Source organism: Mitsuokella apri (assembly GCF_051886055.1).
Taxonomy (GTDB): Bacteria; Bacillota; Negativicutes; order Selenomonadales; family Selenomonadaceae; genus Mitsuokella.
In genome coordinates, this window is the sequence record NZ_JBJEXT010000033.1 from 21308 (window position 1) to 41094 (window position 19787).

13 protein-coding genes are annotated in these 19787 nt (G+C 39.7%); all 13 read right to left on the minus strand.

Annotated features, from left to right (window positions below):
- Positions 1 to 84: 84 nt before the first annotated feature.
- Positions 85 to 1200 (minus strand): cysteine desulfurase family protein, encoded by a 1116-nt coding sequence (locus ACI4OH_RS03960; RefSeq protein ID WP_435721300.1) that lies wholly within the window; start codon positions 1198 to 1200, stop codon positions 85 to 87.
- Between the two features lie 14 nt (positions 1201 to 1214).
- Positions 1215 to 1412: a hypothetical protein gene (locus ACI4OH_RS03965; RefSeq protein WP_435721299.1), complete on the minus strand. Its 198-nt coding sequence runs from the start codon at positions 1410 to 1412 to the stop codon at positions 1215 to 1217.
- Between the two features lie 3 nt (positions 1413 to 1415).
- Complete coding sequence (brxL, locus tag ACI4OH_RS03970) at positions 1416 to 2858, minus strand: BREX system Lon protease-like protein BrxL (RefSeq protein WP_435721298.1); 1443 nt, start codon at positions 2856 to 2858, stop codon at positions 1416 to 1418.
- A gap of 11 nt (positions 2859 to 2869) precedes the next feature.
- Positions 2870 to 5170: a BREX-4 system phosphatase PglZ gene (gene pglZ, locus ACI4OH_RS03975; RefSeq protein ID WP_435721297.1), complete on the minus strand. Its 2301-nt coding sequence runs from the start codon at positions 5168 to 5170 to the stop codon at positions 2870 to 2872.
- 10 nt (positions 5171 to 5180) lie between these two features.
- A complete protein-coding gene (locus ACI4OH_RS03980) occupies positions 5181 to 9404 on the minus strand; it encodes a hypothetical protein (RefSeq protein ID WP_435721296.1) in 4224 nt (1407 codons plus the stop codon).
- A gap of 14 nt (positions 9405 to 9418) precedes the next feature.
- The gene (locus ACI4OH_RS03985; RefSeq protein ID WP_435721295.1) at positions 9419 to 11830 is read right to left on the minus strand and encodes a phosphoadenosine phosphosulfate reductase domain-containing protein; all 2412 of its coding nucleotides are present in this window, start codon (positions 11828 to 11830) and stop codon (positions 9419 to 9421) included.
- Between the two features lie 3 nt (positions 11831 to 11833).
- Positions 11834 to 13942, minus strand: coding sequence for a hypothetical protein (locus ACI4OH_RS03990; RefSeq protein WP_435721294.1), 2109 nt, complete (start codon positions 13940 to 13942; stop codon positions 11834 to 11836).
- Positions 13943 to 14432: 490 nt separating this feature from the next.
- Positions 14433 to 14714, minus strand: coding sequence for a type II toxin-antitoxin system YafQ family toxin (locus ACI4OH_RS03995; protein ID WP_435721293.1), 282 nt, complete (start codon positions 14712 to 14714; stop codon positions 14433 to 14435).
- Positions 14711 to 14974 carry a type II toxin-antitoxin system RelB/DinJ family antitoxin gene (locus tag ACI4OH_RS04000; RefSeq protein ID WP_435721292.1) on the minus strand — a complete coding sequence of 88 codons (264 nt, stop codon included), beginning with the start codon at positions 14972 to 14974 and terminating at the stop codon, positions 14711 to 14713. The genes ACI4OH_RS03995 and ACI4OH_RS04000 overlap by 4 nt, the downstream gene beginning before the upstream one ends.
- A gap of 139 nt (positions 14975 to 15113) precedes the next feature.
- Positions 15114 to 16778 carry a biosynthetic-type acetolactate synthase large subunit gene (ilvB, locus tag ACI4OH_RS04005; protein WP_295634070.1) on the minus strand — a complete coding sequence of 555 codons (1665 nt, stop codon included), beginning with the start codon at positions 16776 to 16778 and terminating at the stop codon, positions 15114 to 15116.
- Between the two features lie 48 nt (positions 16779 to 16826).
- The gene (gene leuB / locus ACI4OH_RS04010) at positions 16827 to 17894 is read right to left on the minus strand and encodes a 3-isopropylmalate dehydrogenase (RefSeq protein ID WP_302489215.1); all 1068 of its coding nucleotides are present in this window, start codon (positions 17892 to 17894) and stop codon (positions 16827 to 16829) included.
- A gap of 123 nt (positions 17895 to 18017) precedes the next feature.
- A complete protein-coding gene (locus tag ACI4OH_RS04015; RefSeq protein ID WP_295634077.1) occupies positions 18018 to 18509 on the minus strand; it encodes a 3-isopropylmalate dehydratase small subunit in 492 nt (163 codons plus the stop codon).
- Between the two features lies 1 nt (position 18510).
- Complete coding sequence (gene leuC / locus ACI4OH_RS04020) at positions 18511 to 19773, minus strand: 3-isopropylmalate dehydratase large subunit (protein ID WP_432648467.1); 1263 nt, start codon at positions 19771 to 19773, stop codon at positions 18511 to 18513.
- Positions 19774 to 19787 lie beyond the last annotated feature (14 nt).

Here is a 19787-nt window from a genome sequence, read left to right on the forward strand (position 1 = left end):
TATTATACAATAGTATATCACACGACACAAAAACCTTTTTCACATTACAAATTATGACACAAGTATGTAGCTCTTCTGGTTACGTTAAGACAAAATCTTCCCTATAGACTTTGCTATCTTTACCGCATCAAAAGGAGTATTGTCTACACCAAATGTTATTCTAATAGTTCCTTTTGCGTATTCTTCAGGGGCATTGATTGCCTGCAGTACATGCGAAATCTGCGTATTAACTGAATCACATGCCGATCCTGTAGAGATGCAAATTCCCATCAGGTCAAGACGGTGCAAAAGCATTTCCCCATCTGCATTGCGAAAAGAAATATTTACATTCCCTGGTAAGTGATCTTCCGCACCATTACGAATAAAGTCTAGATTCTCTGACAGAAGTGTTTGAATCAAGGTATCTTCCAAATTAAGGAGTCTCTTTTTTTGCTCATCCATCCTCGAGGTATTTTCCTTGAGAGCTTCTGCCATACCAACAATCGATGCTACATTTTCGGTTCCAGCTCGGTTTCCGTTTTCCTGTGAGCCACCATCCGCATATTGATGAATACGAACGCCCTTCTTCATGTACAAAAATCCTATCCCCTTCGGGCCATTGAACTTATGTGAGGAAGCCGACAGAAGATCAATATCTAATTTCCTGACATCAATGGGAACATGTCCGACAGCCTGAACAGCATCCGTATGAAAAAGCGCACCGTTCTCGTGAGCAATTTTAGATAATTCTCTTATTAGTTCAATTGTACCAATTTCATTGTTTGCATACATGATTGACACTATGCCCGTATTTTCAGATATGCTATCTCTCAAAACAGCAGGATTTATCACGCCTTGATGATCAACTGGCAGATATTTTACATCTATACCGAGTTTTTGAACTGTGTCACACGAATTTAAAATCGCATGATGTTCTATTTGAGAAGTAATGATTTGATTTTTTGTTGATGGGAGAAATAAGGAAGATTTGATTACCCAGTTATCACTCTCTGTACCGCCAGAAGTAAAAAATATTTCTTCTGGCAAAGCGCCTATACACTCCGCGATAGTTTCACGGGCATGCTTCAACGCCTTTTTGATTGGTCGAGAAAAAGAATATGGTTGAGATGCATTTCCATATTGTTCAAGGAGATAGGGCTTCATGGCAGCAAAAGCGTTCTCGCTTAATCTAGTAGTAGCAGCATTATCTGCATAAATCATGAAACAACCATCTCCTAATCAAAAAGAGTACATCCCTCGTCTTTAAATTCTTCTATTTTATCAAGTAAATCATCAACTGTGCATCCCAGATAGTCTGCTAGACAGTCCATGCAATAATAATTTGTTATATCCCTACCTAGTAACTTTTTATTGATGCCAATGGTATCTTTATCAAGCCCTTTTTTCCCACAAGCAATACATTCGTATTTCATAAATTAACCTCTTACTGTAAAATCTGGCATTAATTTATCATCATTCTTATATTCCGAATCAAGAATAGATAATTGCCGCCATATATTCTTTCGCATACGAATTGCAGGTCTTAAACAGTAGCGATTGAATTGGTGTACATCCACATCATCAGCAGACCTTACATTCGGGAAAAGTAACTTTAAATATGCAGTCGCAATACGTTTAACGGCTTCGGTATGTCTCACATATGCATTGTCTGAAACCTTAACTATCTCATCAACAATAGCGCGATAGCTTACATCATCACGCAGCATATGCATAATAGTACAAAAGTATTCAGTATTTAAAGCCCATCCTGAAACTTTTAGATCATCGCTCATTTTAGGAATGTCCCAACCTTTAATAAAGCCATGAATTCTGTCTACAAGTGCACTCTCTTGGAACAGAGAAGGAAGTTCATTAAACATACTTTTATATTCGTCCATGTTGTTTATATCGATATTGCCTAAAAGTACGACACCAGCAGACGATTCGCCTTCATATCCCCCTATATTGAAACGTCCACGCTCCATATATCCTTGCATAATGGAACGCATTTCATTGACATCGTTAAATGTTACCAGTTTGACCTCATCGATAGCAACGTAATCAGTCCCTACAATAAAGCCCGGTTTATGTCTGCTCGTATCATAAAACATTTTGGCACGAGTAATTTTACCGCCATCGGTCAAAGTTCCATACTTGCTCAAATTTCCAAAAACGTACGATTTTCCTGTTCCCTTTGGTGCAAGCTCAAGAAGATTTAGTCGCTTCTCTAAAAAAGGCAACAGACGAGTCAGCATTGCTAATTTCTCATTCTCGTCCTTATATCCCTCAGCATTATAATCGATTGCACCTAGAAGAATATCAATCCATTCTCCAATAGAAAATTCTTCACGAACATCTTTATAGTAATCTAATTCGGCTATATACGGATAAAAATTAGTAAAGCCAGTCATCTTAATTTTACCCGTTATCTTAGGTCTTACAGTATCATCTGGGAAACGATATCCTAGTTCGATTACCCCCCAAGTTTCTTGTCCTCTAGTTAATTCATTTTTATACTGCTCCCAAACGGATGGCTCTATGATAGTTTCTTTATTTGTCACACCAAAATTAGGAAGTGAAAATGATATTTCTCCTGTCTTTATATCGATATCCACGCTTATCTTTGTAAGAATTTTTACACGTTCATTCTCATATGCAATACGATTCTTTATACTAAGCCACTCTTCTTTTTTTGGCAGATAAGTTTTTATGAAATTGGTTACTTCTTCAATATCATAATTTCCATCATCATCTTCAAATTTTTTCAAAACCCAATCTCGTAAAAAAGAAGGTAATCCAAGAGAGGAAAAGAAATTACTTTTCTTTAGATCCTTATAAACCACCATATCTTCAAAACATTCACGTAGTTTATCTTCCATATTAGATCCTCCTACAGCAAATCATTTTCTTGTTGACCCTCCCGCTTAATAAGGAGTGGTAAATGATTTGCTATTTTATTGTCGCCGGAAAAGATATCTACATAGTATTGTCCTTTTTTCTTCAAATCTGGCATTTTTACACTATAATAGCCATTACCAAGCGGAATAGCCTTATAATTTTTTTCATTTATCACAATAGAAACATCACGACATTCCACTGTCAAATACAGTTTAATTTCAGCTTTCTTACGGTAGCTTACTCTTATCTCTGGAACCTCATGAATATCTCCTAAAGAATCCGATTCAGCAGACATAATATAGGCTTCAATTATTTTATCTGTGGATCTAATTCTTATGATTGGCACGCAGACCTCTTCTAATGTTGCGCCCCCATGAGCCTCGACATTTGCTTTCCTTCCATGTTTAAAACGATCATAATTGGCTAATGACCAGAAATCCCCAGCATCTACTGCATACGCTGGCTGCTTATCAACAACGTTCTTCTTGCAGCATCTTCCTGAATGTTCACCATTATTCCCCATTTCCCAAATATTTTCATGGTCATAGAGAACAACCAGACGACTGGCTCCATGGTCAGAGATGATTACTGCCTCATCCCGCCCATTCCGAAGCTTTTCCTGAATATTTTTTAAAATACCTTTGATTATTTCAAGTTCCTTTATAAGATGAATTGGCAATTTGGATTTTCTGTAATAATCGAAGTCATCCTTCCCATGATGTTTGATATCATCAATATCTTTAATAGATATAATTTGTTCTGGCGACCAACCATTCAAAAATTCCTTATTGACACTTGTTATCGACGGAAGCTCGCAACGACAGACAGTAATGTCTACATGCAGCTTCAGATTATTACATAGAGACTTTATGTAACTTAGATATTCTACTCCCATAGCATCTACGAAATAGAGTAACGCATTTTCCTTTGATATTTCTTCAATTTTCGAGGACCTGGGGGGAAGAAGAGCATTATAGTCACGTTTTTCCGCTTGATCAAGTACCTTCTCATAGAATTCAGGAAAAAGCTTATTGATCACTTTTTGATAATTATATTCATCAAAGTACTCAGTTAACAATTTGTCTTTATACTCATATGGTCTTAAATATGAACAAAGGTCTGGATATATCTTCGCCAAGATATCAACCAGCTTAGCACGACCTATCTGAGCTCCATATCGATCAAGAACGTAAAATATCTCTTCTTTTTCACATTGCGTAACATCCGTGAGGTAATAGATCTCATCTTGTCCTTTTGCACGAGCGAGATTACGAAAAGATACAATTTCAGCCGAGTGATCTTCCATTTGGCAGATGATTTCTTTTCTGCTTGTATAGCATTCCCAAAAATCATTCTCCTTATGCGATCTCGAAAGAATTCCGATGTAGATGTTTCGTTTCATCTCCTCCAAACTGTTAGAATGGATTGCTGCATCATTTAAACACCAATTCCCCTTTGCTCCGTATAATTTTATTCCTATATAATACAGCCAACGATACTCGTCTGACTTACAAGATAGTCCAGCAATATAGATATCGAGCTTTCTATGATCACCAAACTCAGCATCAATAAGATCATCCCAGCTAGAATCAAATAACGAAAGTGCATACTGCCATTGCTTCTCTGTTCCCATTTCCTTATTTAATTCTCGTGTTTTTATATCTTTAAGACAGAGGATATCATATGCACTTTGAATCTCGGTAATATTATAAAGGGCATTCTGAAATGTATTTTTTTCAATTCTTGTTACTAGATAAATATCGTCATTTTCTTCATATTCAATTACATCTGCTAATTTTTCAATCCCTTTCTTTGACATTACTTCTTGAGGAATTGGCAATTTAGGTGAAACAAAATATATATGGGGAATCTTTGCTATATCTCCATCTAATATTAATATTCTTCGACTAATACGAGGATCACCAAAATTCAAGAACCGCTTACACTGATAGCTAATAATAACCACATGACTAGTTGTAGTTAAGCTAACAATTGCGCGTAATACATCTGTCAGTTCGTGCTCTCCAACAAGTCTTAAGAATGAAGTCAATCCTGTAAGAAAAAAATAGTCACATTCTCTATTCTGGATATCATTAATGATATTTTCGATACGCGGATACTCATCCTCTTTACAGTAATGTGCTGCAGATACATGACTCCCAGACTTAACGCAAAACTCTCGGATTAGTTCCTTGAGATCATTCTGATTTTGAACATCTACTATCAACGGTGATTCTACATCATTCTTTTCTAAAAACTTCTTAATTCTTCCTTTACATTCAGTGATGTTCATAACTGTCACCTCAGTTATCCTTGATAATCTCTATTCCCACTGTCATATTATCCTGAATCAGCTCTTTTAAGTAACGACGTACGTCATCTGCATCCATCTTATCAATTTTTTCTAATGCCTTATTCACTCCACTTTGATTATACTTTGCTTCCGCCATTTGCTTTATCTTTTTTTCAACGCTAGGTAAACCAAACCAATCGTAGGGATCATCACTTAAAGTTCTGCTAAGATATTCTTTGACATCATTTATATCTGTCAAAATTACGGAATAATCTTTGATTATAGATCTGGCAAATATCTTATCAAGCATGTCATTATCATCCATCTTCGAATAAAAGGTGGCCTTTTCTAGATATTCTTTAGCCTTTGTTACAGAAGCCTCATCTGGATGAGCTTTATTAAGAACGTCAAAAGCTTGTTTTGCCTGTGTCACTTCATTATCCGGGACGAGGCATAAAATAGGCATTTTATGCCTATTAGACCATTCCTGCGGAGTAAGAGATGACTGTATCTTATCCTGCCAGAAATTCTTAAGTTGTTCATATCCTAAAGAATTACGATATTTTTTTGAAGTATTATCTACCAGACCTAAATAAGCAGCCTTATCCATCACAAAAGTACCTGCCGCTGGTATCTTTTTATAAATTTCTTTTATTTCATCATCATCAAATCCATCAAGATAAAATTCACATACTACTTCAAAAAGGTCCTCTTGATGTTCATAATATTGTTTAAATCCGGAACCATTTACTTGCAAAAGAGAAAGGAATTTTTTCTTTTTTTCTTCCCCAGAAAGGCTTCCTGTTCTCTCTATCTCATAAAGCATCTTCATGAAATCCGAAATGCTGCCATATTTATCTTTAGCTGCTGTATAAGACATATGCAGGCGATTGCATTTATCGCACCATTCCTTGATTGTTTCTGTAAATGATGTTGCCTTAGGCAATATCTTATTGCTCTCTGCGATAATTTGATATTCTATAATTGTTTCACGAATCTTTTGATTAGCTGTATCTTTATTCCAAACCCAGTTTGCAGCATCAGCATCAAATTTCTCTCTTACAGCATTAATATACTGCCCCTTATCTTCAATCTCATCAGAAAGCCTTGGCAATATTCCTCCTTCAAACCTACTAAGATAATGTTTCATTCCTTCGATACAGTTATCCTCTGAAAAAAGTGTTTTCAAATCATTTGTCGCACTAGGATTATCCAAGTATAACTTTCCTATTTGATTAACAATATCATTTTCTGTTTTCAAACTGCCAACATTTCCACTATTAGCAATTCCACAATAACAATCAATCATTTCATCCAATACATTGGATTTTGTCTCAAGCCCTATTTCTGAAGTAATCTCTTTTAAGGTCCAAAGTGGGAAGGGAAATTCCTTCATCTTATTACGAACAACACCTCTGGTCTGCTCAGATGATGTACATAAATTCTTAGAAACACCGAATACCATAGCACTATTTTCGTTAAAGGCTCTTTCTTCCGGAGTTAAGGTAACAATATACTTATCCTTATATTTAGGATTTGATGTGATTTGGAGATGAATTACTTCGTCTACCATTTCTTTCAATTTATCTAGTGTAAGCTCATCATTAGTTAGTCCGTCACTCCATGAATATTCTCCATTTGTATATTCCTTAAGGACAAACCCCAGAATAAACGCGGAAAGATTGCATGGCATAAATCCATAAGGAGAAGCTTCCAATATGTCCCAAATAGTTCTGATTGAAATTCTACCTGAATTCCTAAATTCATCTTGAATTCCCTGATCAACAGCAGTCTTTATTTTAGAAATCAAAATATTAGGATGCGTTTTCCAATATACGGGATCATCCCATGCTTCTTTTAAGGCAGTCTCCAATTTAGTCTTAGGATTACCAGAAGTAAATGCTCCCTTCGTTTTTCTCTCAACACCACATTGTACAGCCTGCTTTAAATTTGTTGACTTGTACATCGTAGGCAGTACATTGTACTCACCTTCAAGACATCTAGGAAATTTCTCCCGGTCAATCTTCTTAAGAATCTCTTCAAATAAATCCCTTGAAGTAGCTCGTTCACCAGCAGTGTTTTTTTGCGTATAAACGATAACATCACCGTTAAAAATTCGTTCTTTCCATTTTTTTAAAGCCTCTTTGGCATTTCTAGAGTACTGCTCACTTAATACATTATCTTTACCGGTCTGGTACAGCGATTGAGCCATATCTTCTCGATACTGGTCATATCCATCCTGACCAAATGGAGTCGTCGTGGCATCGATGAATACTAAATGATAGCTGCCATCATGCAGAGCCTCTTGTATTTTTTTCTCCACAAGAATTGCTTCTTCATCATTTTTTGCGAAACAGACAACTGCAGGAATCTTATTTCCTTCCTCTTCATCAATATTCCGCAACTTCCTGATAGTGCTATCAAATTCCCTCGATGAAACATACTTTAAATTATAACGAAGTTTTAAAGCGCCATCAGCAAATGCTAATGCATCTAGTACAGTTGTATTATCATTTAAGTGTTCAGTAATCAAAGAATATGTAGATTTATCATCAATATTTTTTTTGAATTTCTCTAATTCCTCATCACTAGCTTCGTTAATATAAGCATTATACTGAAAGTTATTTACACCTAATTTATTTTGAAAAATGATCTTATCCCTATCTAGTTTTTTTGCAATACGTAATACATCGTTCTCGATGTCGGATCCTTCAAAAGCAAGATCCAAATTTTTTTCATTCGGGATAAACATCTCTACCGAATCTGCCACATGCTGCGAGATTGCTTGCAATAATAATATTGTCTTCAACACTCGTTTCTCATCTGTATCAAGGCCACGCCTTTGAACACGACTATAATAATCAAGAGTCGTTCTAACATCACGTGCAAGGCTCTCTTTACCTTTTTCATAAAAGAAGTCCCACAGCATATCAACAGTAAGAAGAGGATTATCTGTATTATCTGGGCCACCATAAGGTCCGTAATTATCGATAAACCATTGAAATCCCTTAATGTCATCACCACGATCATTTTTTATAAAATCAAACATACTTCTCTGATTGGAATCAAATGTAGATGAAATATTTTTTAGCAATAATGCGGTATAAGGATGAATAGGCAGTATGTCCAGCATCTCCTGCTCTTTAATTCCGGCTTCCTTGCCCACGGTTTTTCTAGATTCATTTGTACGATTAGCAAGTTCCTCTACAATATCATTCCATTCATTCCTAACTACGGAGTCGGAATTTTTCTCCATTGCACTTCCCATTAATTGAAAAGCAATGTTCTCAGGTAAGGATATCTGACTATGCGGATTTACAAAACGATCGTTTAATTTTTTATAATCCTTATCTCCCTCATGGAAGAGACTAGAACTAATATGTGTCACAAGAATAAAATAAAATGGCTCCGTTTCACTCAACTCTAGAAGTTTTTGAAAGCCAGTAAGATTTCTGGTATTATTATAAAAGTACTCAGTGAATTCATCCCACATAAATACGATTGATTTTAAGTTATTTACATGTATCGTTTCTATAATCCAATTAATAAGGTCATCTACGGTCATAGAAAATGCCCGTATCTGTTTCTCGTGAGATAGCTTAAATATCTTTTCCATGAGAGTATGCAAAGCTGCACCATGATACGTTTTCAATTTTTCTATGATAGTATCTACATCATCCCCGCCAAAAAGAGTTGAATAACTACCTTTTATAAAGATCTCAAGACTTTGTTTATTCTCAGAATCAGATAGATAGCGAATAATAGCTTCCTTTAATGATTCACGACCTTTATTTTCTATACCAGATTTTCTGAAGGCCTCTTCTATGCTCTCTTGAACGGCAAAAACAAGATCATTATCACCATGTATATCAGAAGAACCATAACGATGAACTGTCAAAATTTGTCCATCATTTTTTATGCGTTTAAAATTATTAAGAAGATCATTATCTAGATTATATTTTTGAAAATAATCCTGCATTTTTTGTTCATTTACATCCAAAAGTTTCTTTAATGTCAGGACAGCATGAGATTTACCAGTACCGTAAGCACCTTCAACCCAGATGGATAACTTCTGTCTTCTATCTAAAACACTTACTGTGGTTTTCAATAATCTAACAAATGATTCATGTGGAAAGAATTTTTCCCACATGTCCGGATTATCATTTATTACCTTTTCATTTACAGCTGGAAAATAATCTGGGTCAATATCAAAATAATGGCGATACGTATCCATATGTAAAACTCCCCTTAAAATAATTCCAAAACATCCATAGATGTCTTTTGCGCATTTAATGTTATTGAATCTAGATCTAAAGTAAATTGCGTCATTATAAAATCAGGATAATTTATACTCAGTCCCATTAATATTTTTTTCATCGTATCTTTTTCTAATCCGAAAATTTCGGCAGGGCTAATACCGTCACCATCTATGCTAAAGTCCATTAATCTCGAAAGTGAAAACTGATAATAATCACCGCACGACTCTGCAAATTTATAAAGTGAATATAGTATAACCTTTATGTCCGGATTATACCATTTATCACGATAAAAATTATTCAATGTTATAGTTTCATTTCCAGAAGAATTTACCTTTTTTTTGTAGTCACACTTTCCGAGTCCAATAGCTTCTCCAAAAGGCGTTTTTATAAGTAATATTTTGAAGGCATCTGATATATTTCTTTTGCCTAATCCTTTTGTGTCATTACTCATAACATCTTCCAGCATATACTTAAGTCGTTCTGGAGTAACACTCTCATGGAAAGGTATATTTTTTATAAACCACTTAAATTCTGGTGTATAAGCCAGATTACTGAGCATAAGCCCCCAAGTTATTTCCGAATCGCTTCCAATAGAAAATAGTACTTTCGCAAATTTATTAGGTTTATTTTTTGTATATTTATTATCACCATCTAAACGATTATAGCTAACAAGACCAGCATCTTTAATAAAATTCAAGAAGGCATCTTTTTTCTTATTTGCAACATGTCCGTGACCATCAGAGTTCCAAAATTCATCAGATCCTTTATCTTGAAAATAAAAATCTATCCATTCCTTTCTGATGCCAAAACTAAAGTATCTATCTAGCCCTTTTACCATTTTTTCTCCCCCAATTTTATTTCTTATAGAGTTATATCTCAGACAATGTTCGTAAATATCATGGCACTGATGACAATGAACACACCTATCATCAATTACGAGTCCGTTTTTCATACTTATATAATCATAGGGACAATTAGCAACACATACATCACAATCTACACAATATATAGTTTTTATAATGACACTTCTAAATAAGGAAATAAACTTTATATCATCTTTACTCGTTCCGCAATCAGGAAAAGTAATAACTGTGTTATCATCATTATCTTCAAGGTGTATTTTATAATTTTTCTTACTGAAGTTAATTGAATAATCTTGTTCGGAAAGTTGAATAAACTCTCCTATTGTCTTGGCCCATTCTTTCCATTCATTACTAAGTTGTTTTACCGAAATAATTGTTTTTCCATTTTTTACATCTATAATGTGTTTATCGCATCCTAGATTCAATTCTCTTCCAGTTTTTCTTGATTTCCATAAACCATTATCAATAAACTTATCCATCTCTTGTGATGTAAAAGATGTTTTTCCACTCGTTTCTTTTATTTTTTTTAATAAACAATCCACATCATCTTTATAACACTGTGCCTTCATATATTCGTGCTTTCCAGAAGACATAGGGCAAACAAGGCATCCTACTCTAGAATTTCCTTTTTTATACGCTTCATTAACGATAAGATTTTCTTGGTATATATATATAAACAATTCTGCAGAATTCCATTCAAGAATAGGATGGAAACTATACTGACCTCTTATTTTCTTTCCATAGCTAATCTCATCATATTCACTTCTTGAGATACTTTCATCACCGCGTACTCCTGTAAATGCCATACCTTTAAAATTTGGAATACCTGTATACTCTCTAAGCTTAAGAATTTGCGGTGTTGATTTATGTACGCTACAGCACCAACGTATAGTTACTGCTGGCGGACCAAATGTATGCCAGCTTCGGTCTACATTCATAGTTGATGCTGCTTTTATGAACTCTATATTCTTTTTTTTGCATTCTTCTTTTATTTTTTTTAGTTCCTCGTAAGTATCAGGAAATTCCATTCCTGTATCTCCAAATAGAACCTTAAATTGGTTATGTGGCAATGCTCGTTGCACAAGATCAAGAACTACAATACTATCTTTTCCACCACTAAAAGCAACATAGAATACATCTATTTTATTGCTATATTCTATATAAGTATTATAAATCTTTTTTATTGTGTTCTGTGAAAGCGTCTCAATTATTTCACGGTTTTTTTCCACCATAGTAGGGACATCCACAAATTGTAATGGATTTCCGTCAGGCTCTGGATCTTCAAGCAAAATTAATTCTGGCGCAGTATAAAAAGAGCCGCCCTTCGTTTTAGCAACTTTTCGTCCACGATATATATACGTATTCGACTCAGCCCACATATACGGATAAGAATCATCCTTTTTGTAGTTCCAGTATTTATCAAAACCAAGTATATCAAGTTCTTTATAATAAACAGGTCTTGGTTCTTTACTAAAACTAAGCGGTGAACTATTTAATAGGATTCCTCCTGTTTCAGGATCCCATTCGTATGAGTACATATTTTACTTTTCCTTTCTATTTCGTATAGTGCGAGCATTAATCAAGATTTTCTCAATACCACGGTATGATCGGCGGCCAATATATCCTTTATCACAAAGATAAGAAAGAGCTGCCTCTTTTTCCAAAGGAACCTTGGCATCAGCAATTACTCTTGTAATGAGCATCGAAAAATCTTTTATATCACTTGATTTATCAACCATAGAACCAAGAACCATATACTGGTTATAGCCTGTATGTAATAAATAATACTTCTTACTATAAAAAGCTATGTAGGTTTCTAATAAATATGTATTCCACGGGTAAGATGCATCTGGTAGAATTCCATAATTGCTAATTTCAGCAATCGGAATATAATCACCTGTACAAAATTTACTGAGTACCTTGTCTGTTTCACTCACATTGAAAATAAGATCATCTTTTTGAACAAATCTATCTTCACTTATCCTTGCACTTTTCTGATATAGGCTTTCAAAATAAATTGTCGTAGATCCAATACTATCAGCAAATTGTTGAATATCTTGTAAAGTAAAATTCTTTCTTTTTTGCGCATAATATAAAAAAACATCTTTCATGGCGAGATCTTTATATTTGTCGCTGATGATATTACTATTAAAAGAGAATTTATCACCAAGTTTATACCACAACGCATTTCGCCATCCAAGAGGAGAATACACAGAATTTTGTTCATAAATATATGGATATTTATTGCTGATCATATCATATAACTCATTTCCAGTAATAAATTCATGTTTTTTTATTTCAGAATATATCAGTACAGTGATATTTTCCAAATCTTCCTCTGAGACATCAAAACAATCTGCATGGAAATATTCACATTTTTTATTTCTAGCAAATTCATGATATCGTCCTAAAATATTTCTGATTTGTTTTTCCGTAATATGTGGAAGCTCTTTATGGATCTCTTTAATTTTCATTGGTAGAACATGATTCTTCAAACAAGAACGTATTTCTTCTACTTCGATAAGATCCATAGAAGTATTTCCCATCTGGGAATCACTTTTATAAAAGTAGTTATTTTCTATTATATATTTACTATCGTTATAAAAGGTAATATATTCCCTTAACATATCAGCATCATTGATATATGAGTCAAGAAATTTCTCATAAAATTGTTCAAATAAAGCCTTAAAGTAAATTATTTTTGCACCATTTTTAAAACTATTTTCTATATAAGTAAAGAGTTGTTTTCGTAACTCTTCACTTAAGACTTTATCTGGTATATATATTTTTCCTCTATATTCAAATCCGCACTTGTCTATATCCTTTTCTATCTGCTCATTAGAATCATTGATTGCTACTTTGAATTTTCCCTGGTAATATTTTCGGAATTTTTTTATGTCAATTAGCGAATGGACTCTGAAGCCTTTGATAAAATATTCACCTAATACTTCCTTAAATTTGTCAATAACATCTATGTTAACATCTTCATTATCATTCATATTATGTTGGAATTTTTCTTTTGAAAATGTATCCTGTATTTCATTTTCTTCAGTATGGTATTCTCGGATTAATTGCAAACATTGAAGCGCTTGTACCTGTAATGTTTCAGAATGAATAATTTTTTTATTTTCTATCTGATTTATAAGTTTATCAATAAAAAAAATATCATCAACAGACCAAATGTTAGTAGATAACTTACTATTCCGTTTCAAAATAGCATTAATATCTATCCAGATATTTTTTCTTTTTATTTTTTCATCAACATTTTTATATTTGTCAAGCCAATCAAAAAAATTCATATTTTGATTTTTTTCCATGTTAGTTATATTACTTACTCCATCCAATAGTTTTTTATAAGCTTTATTATCATCTTTAAAGACCTTGATAATAGCATTTTGCCATTTAGATGTAGGTCCCATTCCTGATTGTCCATTTGTAAACCCATATTCAAGGCGTGCCATTTGTAAAGTTATACCATTTTCATTCCGAAATTTATCGTCAATAGTACCATACTTCTTCTTTGCCCGATTTCGGAGTTGCTTAGAAATATCTGTAATAGCATCGGCACGCTTTATTTTGCCTTCCCTGACTTTTATCAGACCGTCTAATAGGACAGCTGCTTCTTGCATATCCCAGGGTATTCTATTCACAACACGATTCTCCCTTCCCTATCAGACGGCGTTCGATATTGCATATATATCCAATGTCATGAAAACATTTTCTTCATGCTCTCTTAAGAACAAATGTTTTAAATATATCATCCTCATTGAGCTAAACAATAATCTCCACTGCGCTGGTAATGTCTCTTTCTTTTCTCTTATCTAGGTCCCCCAAAACTAATAACCTATTTAAAAATTCTATGCTGCGTCCGGAAATCCTGCTAATTTCTCTATATTATTAATGAAAGTGTAAAATTCTTTGTGTAAAAGCAATTGCACAAATTCAATGACCAAGCAAATAAATACCATCAAACTCGCGGAACACATCACCAACAAACGCCTGCACAGCTCATCAACAACCCCCATCTGGACGAAAAATCAAAAGCCATCATCGATGCGATCATTAACTTGTCTAAGAAAAAGCCGACTTGATGGCTTTTTTATTTCCATACAAAAAAGCCGCCCGAAGGCGGCAGTTATACTACTCATCAAAAAGATCCTGATGTGTTCCTGTTCTGGCAAGAACCAAAATAAGTTCTTTTTCTACTACTTTGTATATTAGTAGCCAGTCGGGAAGAATATGACATTCTCGGTATCCTACATACTTGCCACGCAGTGGATGATCCCTGTAGCTTTCATCCAGCTTCTTTCCTTCGCTCAAAGTATCGATAACCGTTTTCAAGAGCTCCATATCCAGATGACGTTTCTTGGCTAGCTTTATATCGCGTTTAAATTGGCGGTAAAATCGGATAGTCAGTTTCATATCCCTAAATCCTTATAAAGTTCCTGTGTATCTTTATATTTTTTGCTTAGTCCAACGCCAGCTTCTATATTCTCGATGCTGTCTTTCAGCGATTCTCTTTTATCTCCGACAATCTCAAACGGAATACGGTCTTGAATATCAATCTGATGAAAAAGAAGGTTCACTGCACCACTGGCAGTCATCCCCATGCGTTTTAATTTCTTATCTACACGCTTTTTTGTTGCTTCGTCTATACGGACCTGTAACAGTGCTGTGGCCATAAAATCATCTCCTTTATTTATATTATATCACGATGATTTTATCATTACAATGTAATACTATAGTAAGTATCTCTCTATAAAAAAGGGATTGTGCAGTATGGCAGCAGCCACAATGCACAATCCTTTTCTTTATGCCATTTTACTTAAACTCAACAAACTCATCAATGCGGGCCCCGCCCTTGGTCATGGGTTCGACGAAGCTGCGCCAGACGTTGAGGATGATGACGCGCGGATGGTCTTTGTCGTCGAGGGCGTTCTTGAAGGCCTCGGCAAATTCATCCTGTGTCGAGACGGACTCGGCTTTGATGCCGAAGCTCTCGGCGTACTTGACATAATCCATCGGGTAGTCGAGCTCGCAGGCGATGTAACGCTCTTTGTACATGACTTTCTGGAGCTGGCGAATCATGCCGAGGCTCCGGTTGTTGACAATGAGCGAGATGATGGGCAGCTTGAGCCTTGCAATCGTGTAGAACTCGTTGCCCGTCATCTTGATGCCGCCGTCGCCGGCCACGTGGATGAGGCGGCGGTCTTTGCCGTAGTAGAGCTGCGCGCCCATGGCCGCGGGCAGGCCGAAGCCCATCGTGCCGAGGCCGCCCGAGGTCAGCCACGTGCGCGGCTCCTCAATGGCGAGATGCAGGGCCGCCCACATCTGGTGCTGGCCGACGTCAGTCGCATAGGCGTATTTTTTGCCCTGCGTCTGCAGCCTGACCTGATGCATCGCCCAAGGCACGGTCAGTCGGTTCTGGTGATAATCATAGGCATAGGCCTCACGCCATTTGTCAATCTGCGTCCACCAGTCCGTCAGGCCCGAGCTTGCATCGTGCTTCATCAGGAGGGACAAAATGACTTTCATATTGCCGGCAAGGCCAAGGCAGTTGGCGACGTTCTTATCGATTTCGGCAGGGTCGATGTCGATGTGGATGAACTTCGTGTTCTGCGTGTACTTGTCGAGATTGCCCGTCTGGCGGTCGGCGAAACGGCTGCCGATGGCGATGACGAGGTCAGCCGCACCAATCGCGTGATTTGCGGCTTTCTCGCCGTGCATGCCGGCAAAGCCCAGGGACTGCGGATGGGAGCGCGGGATGGCGCCAAGGCCCATGAGCGTATGGACGACCGGCAGATGATATTTCTCGATGAAGGCGATGACTTCTTTCGTCGCGCCGGCCGAGATAACACCGCCGCCGACAATGACGACTGGTTTTTTCGCCTTGACGATTTCGTCGGCTGCTTCCGCTGCACAAATCAGAAAGTCGGCGTCGGGCTGGCCGTGCTTTTCTTCTGGCAGAGGCTCCGGCTCGTAGTCGACATCCGCGAGGAAAATATCGCGCGGCACATCGATGAGCACAGGGCCGGGTCTGCCGTGGCGCGCAAGCGCAAAGGCCTTGCGCACGGTCGGCACGAGTTTCTTCGGGTCCTTGACCTTGAAATTGTGTTTTGTGATCGGCATGGTCACGTCGAGGATATCTGTTTCCTGAAAAGAATCCCGACCCATCATGGACGTATCGACCTGCCCCGTGATGGCCACGACCGGAATCGAATCCATGAAAGCCGTGGCGAGACCCGTGACGAGATTGGTCGCGCCCGGTCCTGATGTCGCGATGCAGACACCGACTTTGCCCGAAACGCGTGCATAGCCGTCAGCGGCATGTGCGGCATTTTGTTCATGGGTCACGAGAATTTCCCGAATATCGGGGTTCTCATAAAAAGCATCGTAAAGCGGCAGGATCATGCCGCCCGGATAACCGAAAACCGTATCCACGCCCTGTTCTTTGAGGCAGAGCGCCACGGCCTTTGCTCCTTTCATCGAATTCCCCCTCTGTCACTGCAAAAATCATGATGCGGCAGACAAAAGTCAAAGGCGTTCGCAGATGACTTTCGTGATTTCTTCGGTATTGGCCTTCTTGAAACCTTCCTTCCAAAGGTCCGGCGTGCGGTAGCCGTCGGCAAGCGCCTTATCGACAGCTGCTTCGATGGCCTTGGCTGCTTCTTCCTCATGCAGGGAGTAACGCAGCAGCATCGCAGCGGAAAGAATCGTGCCCATCGGGTTGGCGATGCCTTTGCCCGCGATGTCCGGGGCACTGCCGTGAATCGGCTCATAAAGGCTCGTGCTCGTGCCGATGGAAGCCGACGGCATCATGCCGATGGAACCGCCGATGACGGCAGCTTCGTCGGAAAGGATATCGCCAAACAGATTGCCCGTCACGATGACATCGAACTGCGTCGGATGAATGGCGAGCTGCATGGAGCAGTTGTCGACGTAGAGGTTGTTGAGCTCGACGTCTTTGTAGTTTTCGGCGACTTTTGCGACCGTACGGCGCCAGAGACGCGACGTAGCAAGGACGTTGGCCTTGTCGACGGACGTCACTTTGCCGCGGCGCAGACGGGCCGTCTCGAAAGCGAGCTTCGAAATGCGCTCGACTTCTGGAACGGAGTAGTTCTCGAGGTCCCAGGCACGCTCAGCACCGTTGTGCTGCTCGGATTCGCATTTATCACCGAAGTAGATGCCGCCGATGAGCTCACGCACGATGACGAGGTCAACGCCTTTGACGAGTTCCGGCTTGAGCGGGGAATACTCGACGAGGGCATCCGCGACTTTTACTGGACGCAGGTTGGCGTAAAGGCCGAGGTTCTTGCGCAGGCCGAGAATGGCCTTTTCTGGGCGCAGGGCTGGGTCGACATTGTCCCATTTGTCGCCGCCGACCGCACCGAACAGGACGCCGTCCGAAGCTTTGCAGGCTTCAATCGTGTCTTCCGGCAGCGGCGTGCCGAATTTGTCATAGGCCGTGCCGCCGGCGTCTTTGTACGTATAGGAAAGGCCAAGGCCGAACTTTTCATCGGCTTTCTTGAGGACCTCTACTGCTGAATCCGTGATTTCTTTACCGATGCCATCGCCCGGGATGACTGTAATTTTATATGCCATATTGCTACCTTCTTTTTTTTGCCTTTTTGTTTGCCGTTATCTTTCTGCCAATACGATACGCGAAAGGAATGCCCTTTCCTTCTATTATATATAGAAGGAAACAGAGCATTCCCGGCGCAGTCTTTAAGCCTGCTGGCTCTTGATGTAGTTAATCAGGCCGCCGGCTTTGGCGATATCCTGAACGAAGCCCGGCAGCGGATGTGCGTGGAACACATCGCCCGTCGTCAAATCTTCGATGACACCCGTTGCCGTATCCACGCGCAGTTTGTCGCCGGCCTTGATTTTCTCGACTTCATCGCCGATTTCGAGCAGCGGCAGGCCGATGTTGATGCCGTTGCGGTAGAAAATGCGCGCGAAGCTCGCGGCAATGACTACAGGGATGCCCGAAGCTTTGATGGCCACCGGTGCATGTTCGCGCGAGGAGCCGCAGCCGAAGTTGCGGCCGCCGACCATGATGTCGCCTTCTTTGACGTTTTTGGCAAAACTCTCGTCGATATCGACCATGCAGTGCGTAGCAAGTTCTTTCGGGTCAAATGTATTGAGGTAGCGTGCCGGAATAATGACATCCGTGTCGATGTTATCGCCGTAGCGCCATACTTTACCTTCGTGTTTCATGTTACTTTACCTCCTCCGGTGTAGCGATGCGTCCAAGGATTGCACTCGCGGCAGCGACATGCGGGCCGGCGAGGTAAACTTCACTGTCGACATGGCCCATGCGGCCGCGGAAGTTGCGGTTCGTCGTCGAAACGCATTTTTCACCAGCGGCGAGGATGCCCATGTAGCCGCCGAGGCACGGGCCGCAGGTCGGCGTCGAGACAGCACAGCCGGCATCGATGAATACATCGATATAGCCGCGTTTCATCGATTCTTTGTAAATGGCAGGGCTGCCCGGGATGACGATGCAGCGCACGCGGTCAGCGACTTTATGGCCATCGAGGATATTGGCTGCAATCTCCATGTCTTCAAGACGGCCGTTCGTGCACGAACCGATGATGACCTGGTCGATGGCAATCGGCTCTTTGATATCTTCGACGCGCTTCGTGTTGCCCGGCAGATGCGGGAAAGCGACGACCGGCTTGAGCTCGGAGAGGTTGATTTCGACCGTGCGGCAGTACTCGGCGTCATCGTCGGCAGCGACCGGCTCATACGGCTTCTTGACGCGGCCGTCGACATAAGCCTTCGTGATTTCGTCGAACGGGAAAATACCAGCCTTGCCGCCCGCTTCAATGGCCATGTTCGAGATGGTCAGACGGTCCGTCATCGTCAGGGCCTTGACGCCCGAGCCGGCAAATTCGAGGGATTTATAGAGAGCACCGTCGACGCCGATCATGCCGATGAGCGTCAGGATGACATCTTTGCCGTTGATATCGGCTGGCTTCTCGCCCGTCAGATAGACCTTGATGGCCTCCGGTACTTTGAACCAGGCCTTGCCCGTGGCCATGGCAGCACCGAGGTCCGTCGAGCCTACGCCCGTGGCAAATCCGTTGACTGCACCATACGTGCACGTATGGGAGTCCGCGCCAATCGTCAGCATGCCCGGAGCGACAATGCCCTTCTCCGGCAGAATGACGTGCTCGATGCCAACGCGGCCCTGCTCGAAGTAATTGACAATGTCGTATTTATGTGCAAAGTCGCGTACGGCCTTGGCCAGTTCTGCCGACTTGATGTCCTTGGCCGGCTGGAAATGGTCCGGTACGAGTGCAATTTTCGTGCGGTCAAAGACGGGGCGGCCGATTTCCTCAAATTTCTTGATGGACGGCGGCGCCGTGATATCGTTGGCGAGTACCATATCGAGATTGCAGGTCACGAGCTGTCCGGCTTTCACGGAATCGAGGCCGGCGTGTTTCGCGAGGATTTTCTCGCTCATAGTCATACCCATAGTATGCCCTCCTA

What these genes read in the sequence shown, in the direction of transcription:
- ACI4OH_RS03995 (WP_435721293.1), bottom strand. Translation starts at nt 14,714, where the DNA reads ATGAAACTGACTATCCGATTTTACCGCCAATTTAAACGCGATATAAAG.
- ACI4OH_RS03965 (WP_435721299.1), bottom strand. Translation starts at nt 1,412, where the DNA reads ATGAAATACGAATGTATTGCTTGTGGGAAAAAAGGGCTTGATAAAGAT.
- leuC (WP_432648467.1), bottom strand. Translation starts at nt 19,773, where the DNA reads ATGGGTATGACTATGAGCGAGAAAATCCTCGCGAAACACGCCGGCCTC.
- ACI4OH_RS04000 (WP_435721292.1), bottom strand. Translation starts at nt 14,974, where the DNA reads ATGGCCACAGCACTGTTACAGGTCCGTATAGACGAAGCAACAAAAAAG.
- ACI4OH_RS03985 (WP_435721295.1), bottom strand. Translation starts at nt 11,830, where the DNA reads ATGTACTCATACGAATGGGATCCTGAAACAGGAGGAATCCTATTAAAT.
- ACI4OH_RS03980 (WP_435721296.1), bottom strand. Translation starts at nt 9,404, where the DNA reads ATGGATACGTATCGCCATTATTTTGATATTGACCCAGATTATTTTCCA.
- ACI4OH_RS03960 (WP_435721300.1), bottom strand. Translation starts at nt 1,200, where the DNA reads ATGATTTATGCAGATAATGCTGCTACTACTAGATTAAGCGAGAACGCT.
- ACI4OH_RS04015 (WP_295634077.1), bottom strand. Translation starts at nt 18,509, where the DNA reads ATGAAACACGAAGGTAAAGTATGGCGCTACGGCGATAACATCGACACG.
- leuB (WP_302489215.1), bottom strand. Translation starts at nt 17,894, where the DNA reads ATGGCATATAAAATTACAGTCATCCCGGGCGATGGCATCGGTAAAGAA.
- pglZ (WP_435721297.1), bottom strand. Translation starts at nt 5,170, where the DNA reads ATGAACATCACTGAATGTAAAGGAAGAATTAAGAAGTTTTTAGAAAAG.
- brxL (WP_435721298.1), bottom strand. Translation starts at nt 2,858, where the DNA reads ATGGAAGATAAACTACGTGAATGTTTTGAAGATATGGTGGTTTATAAG.
- ilvB (WP_295634070.1), bottom strand. Translation starts at nt 16,778, where the DNA reads ATGAAAGGAGCAAAGGCCGTGGCGCTCTGCCTCAAAGAACAGGGCGTG.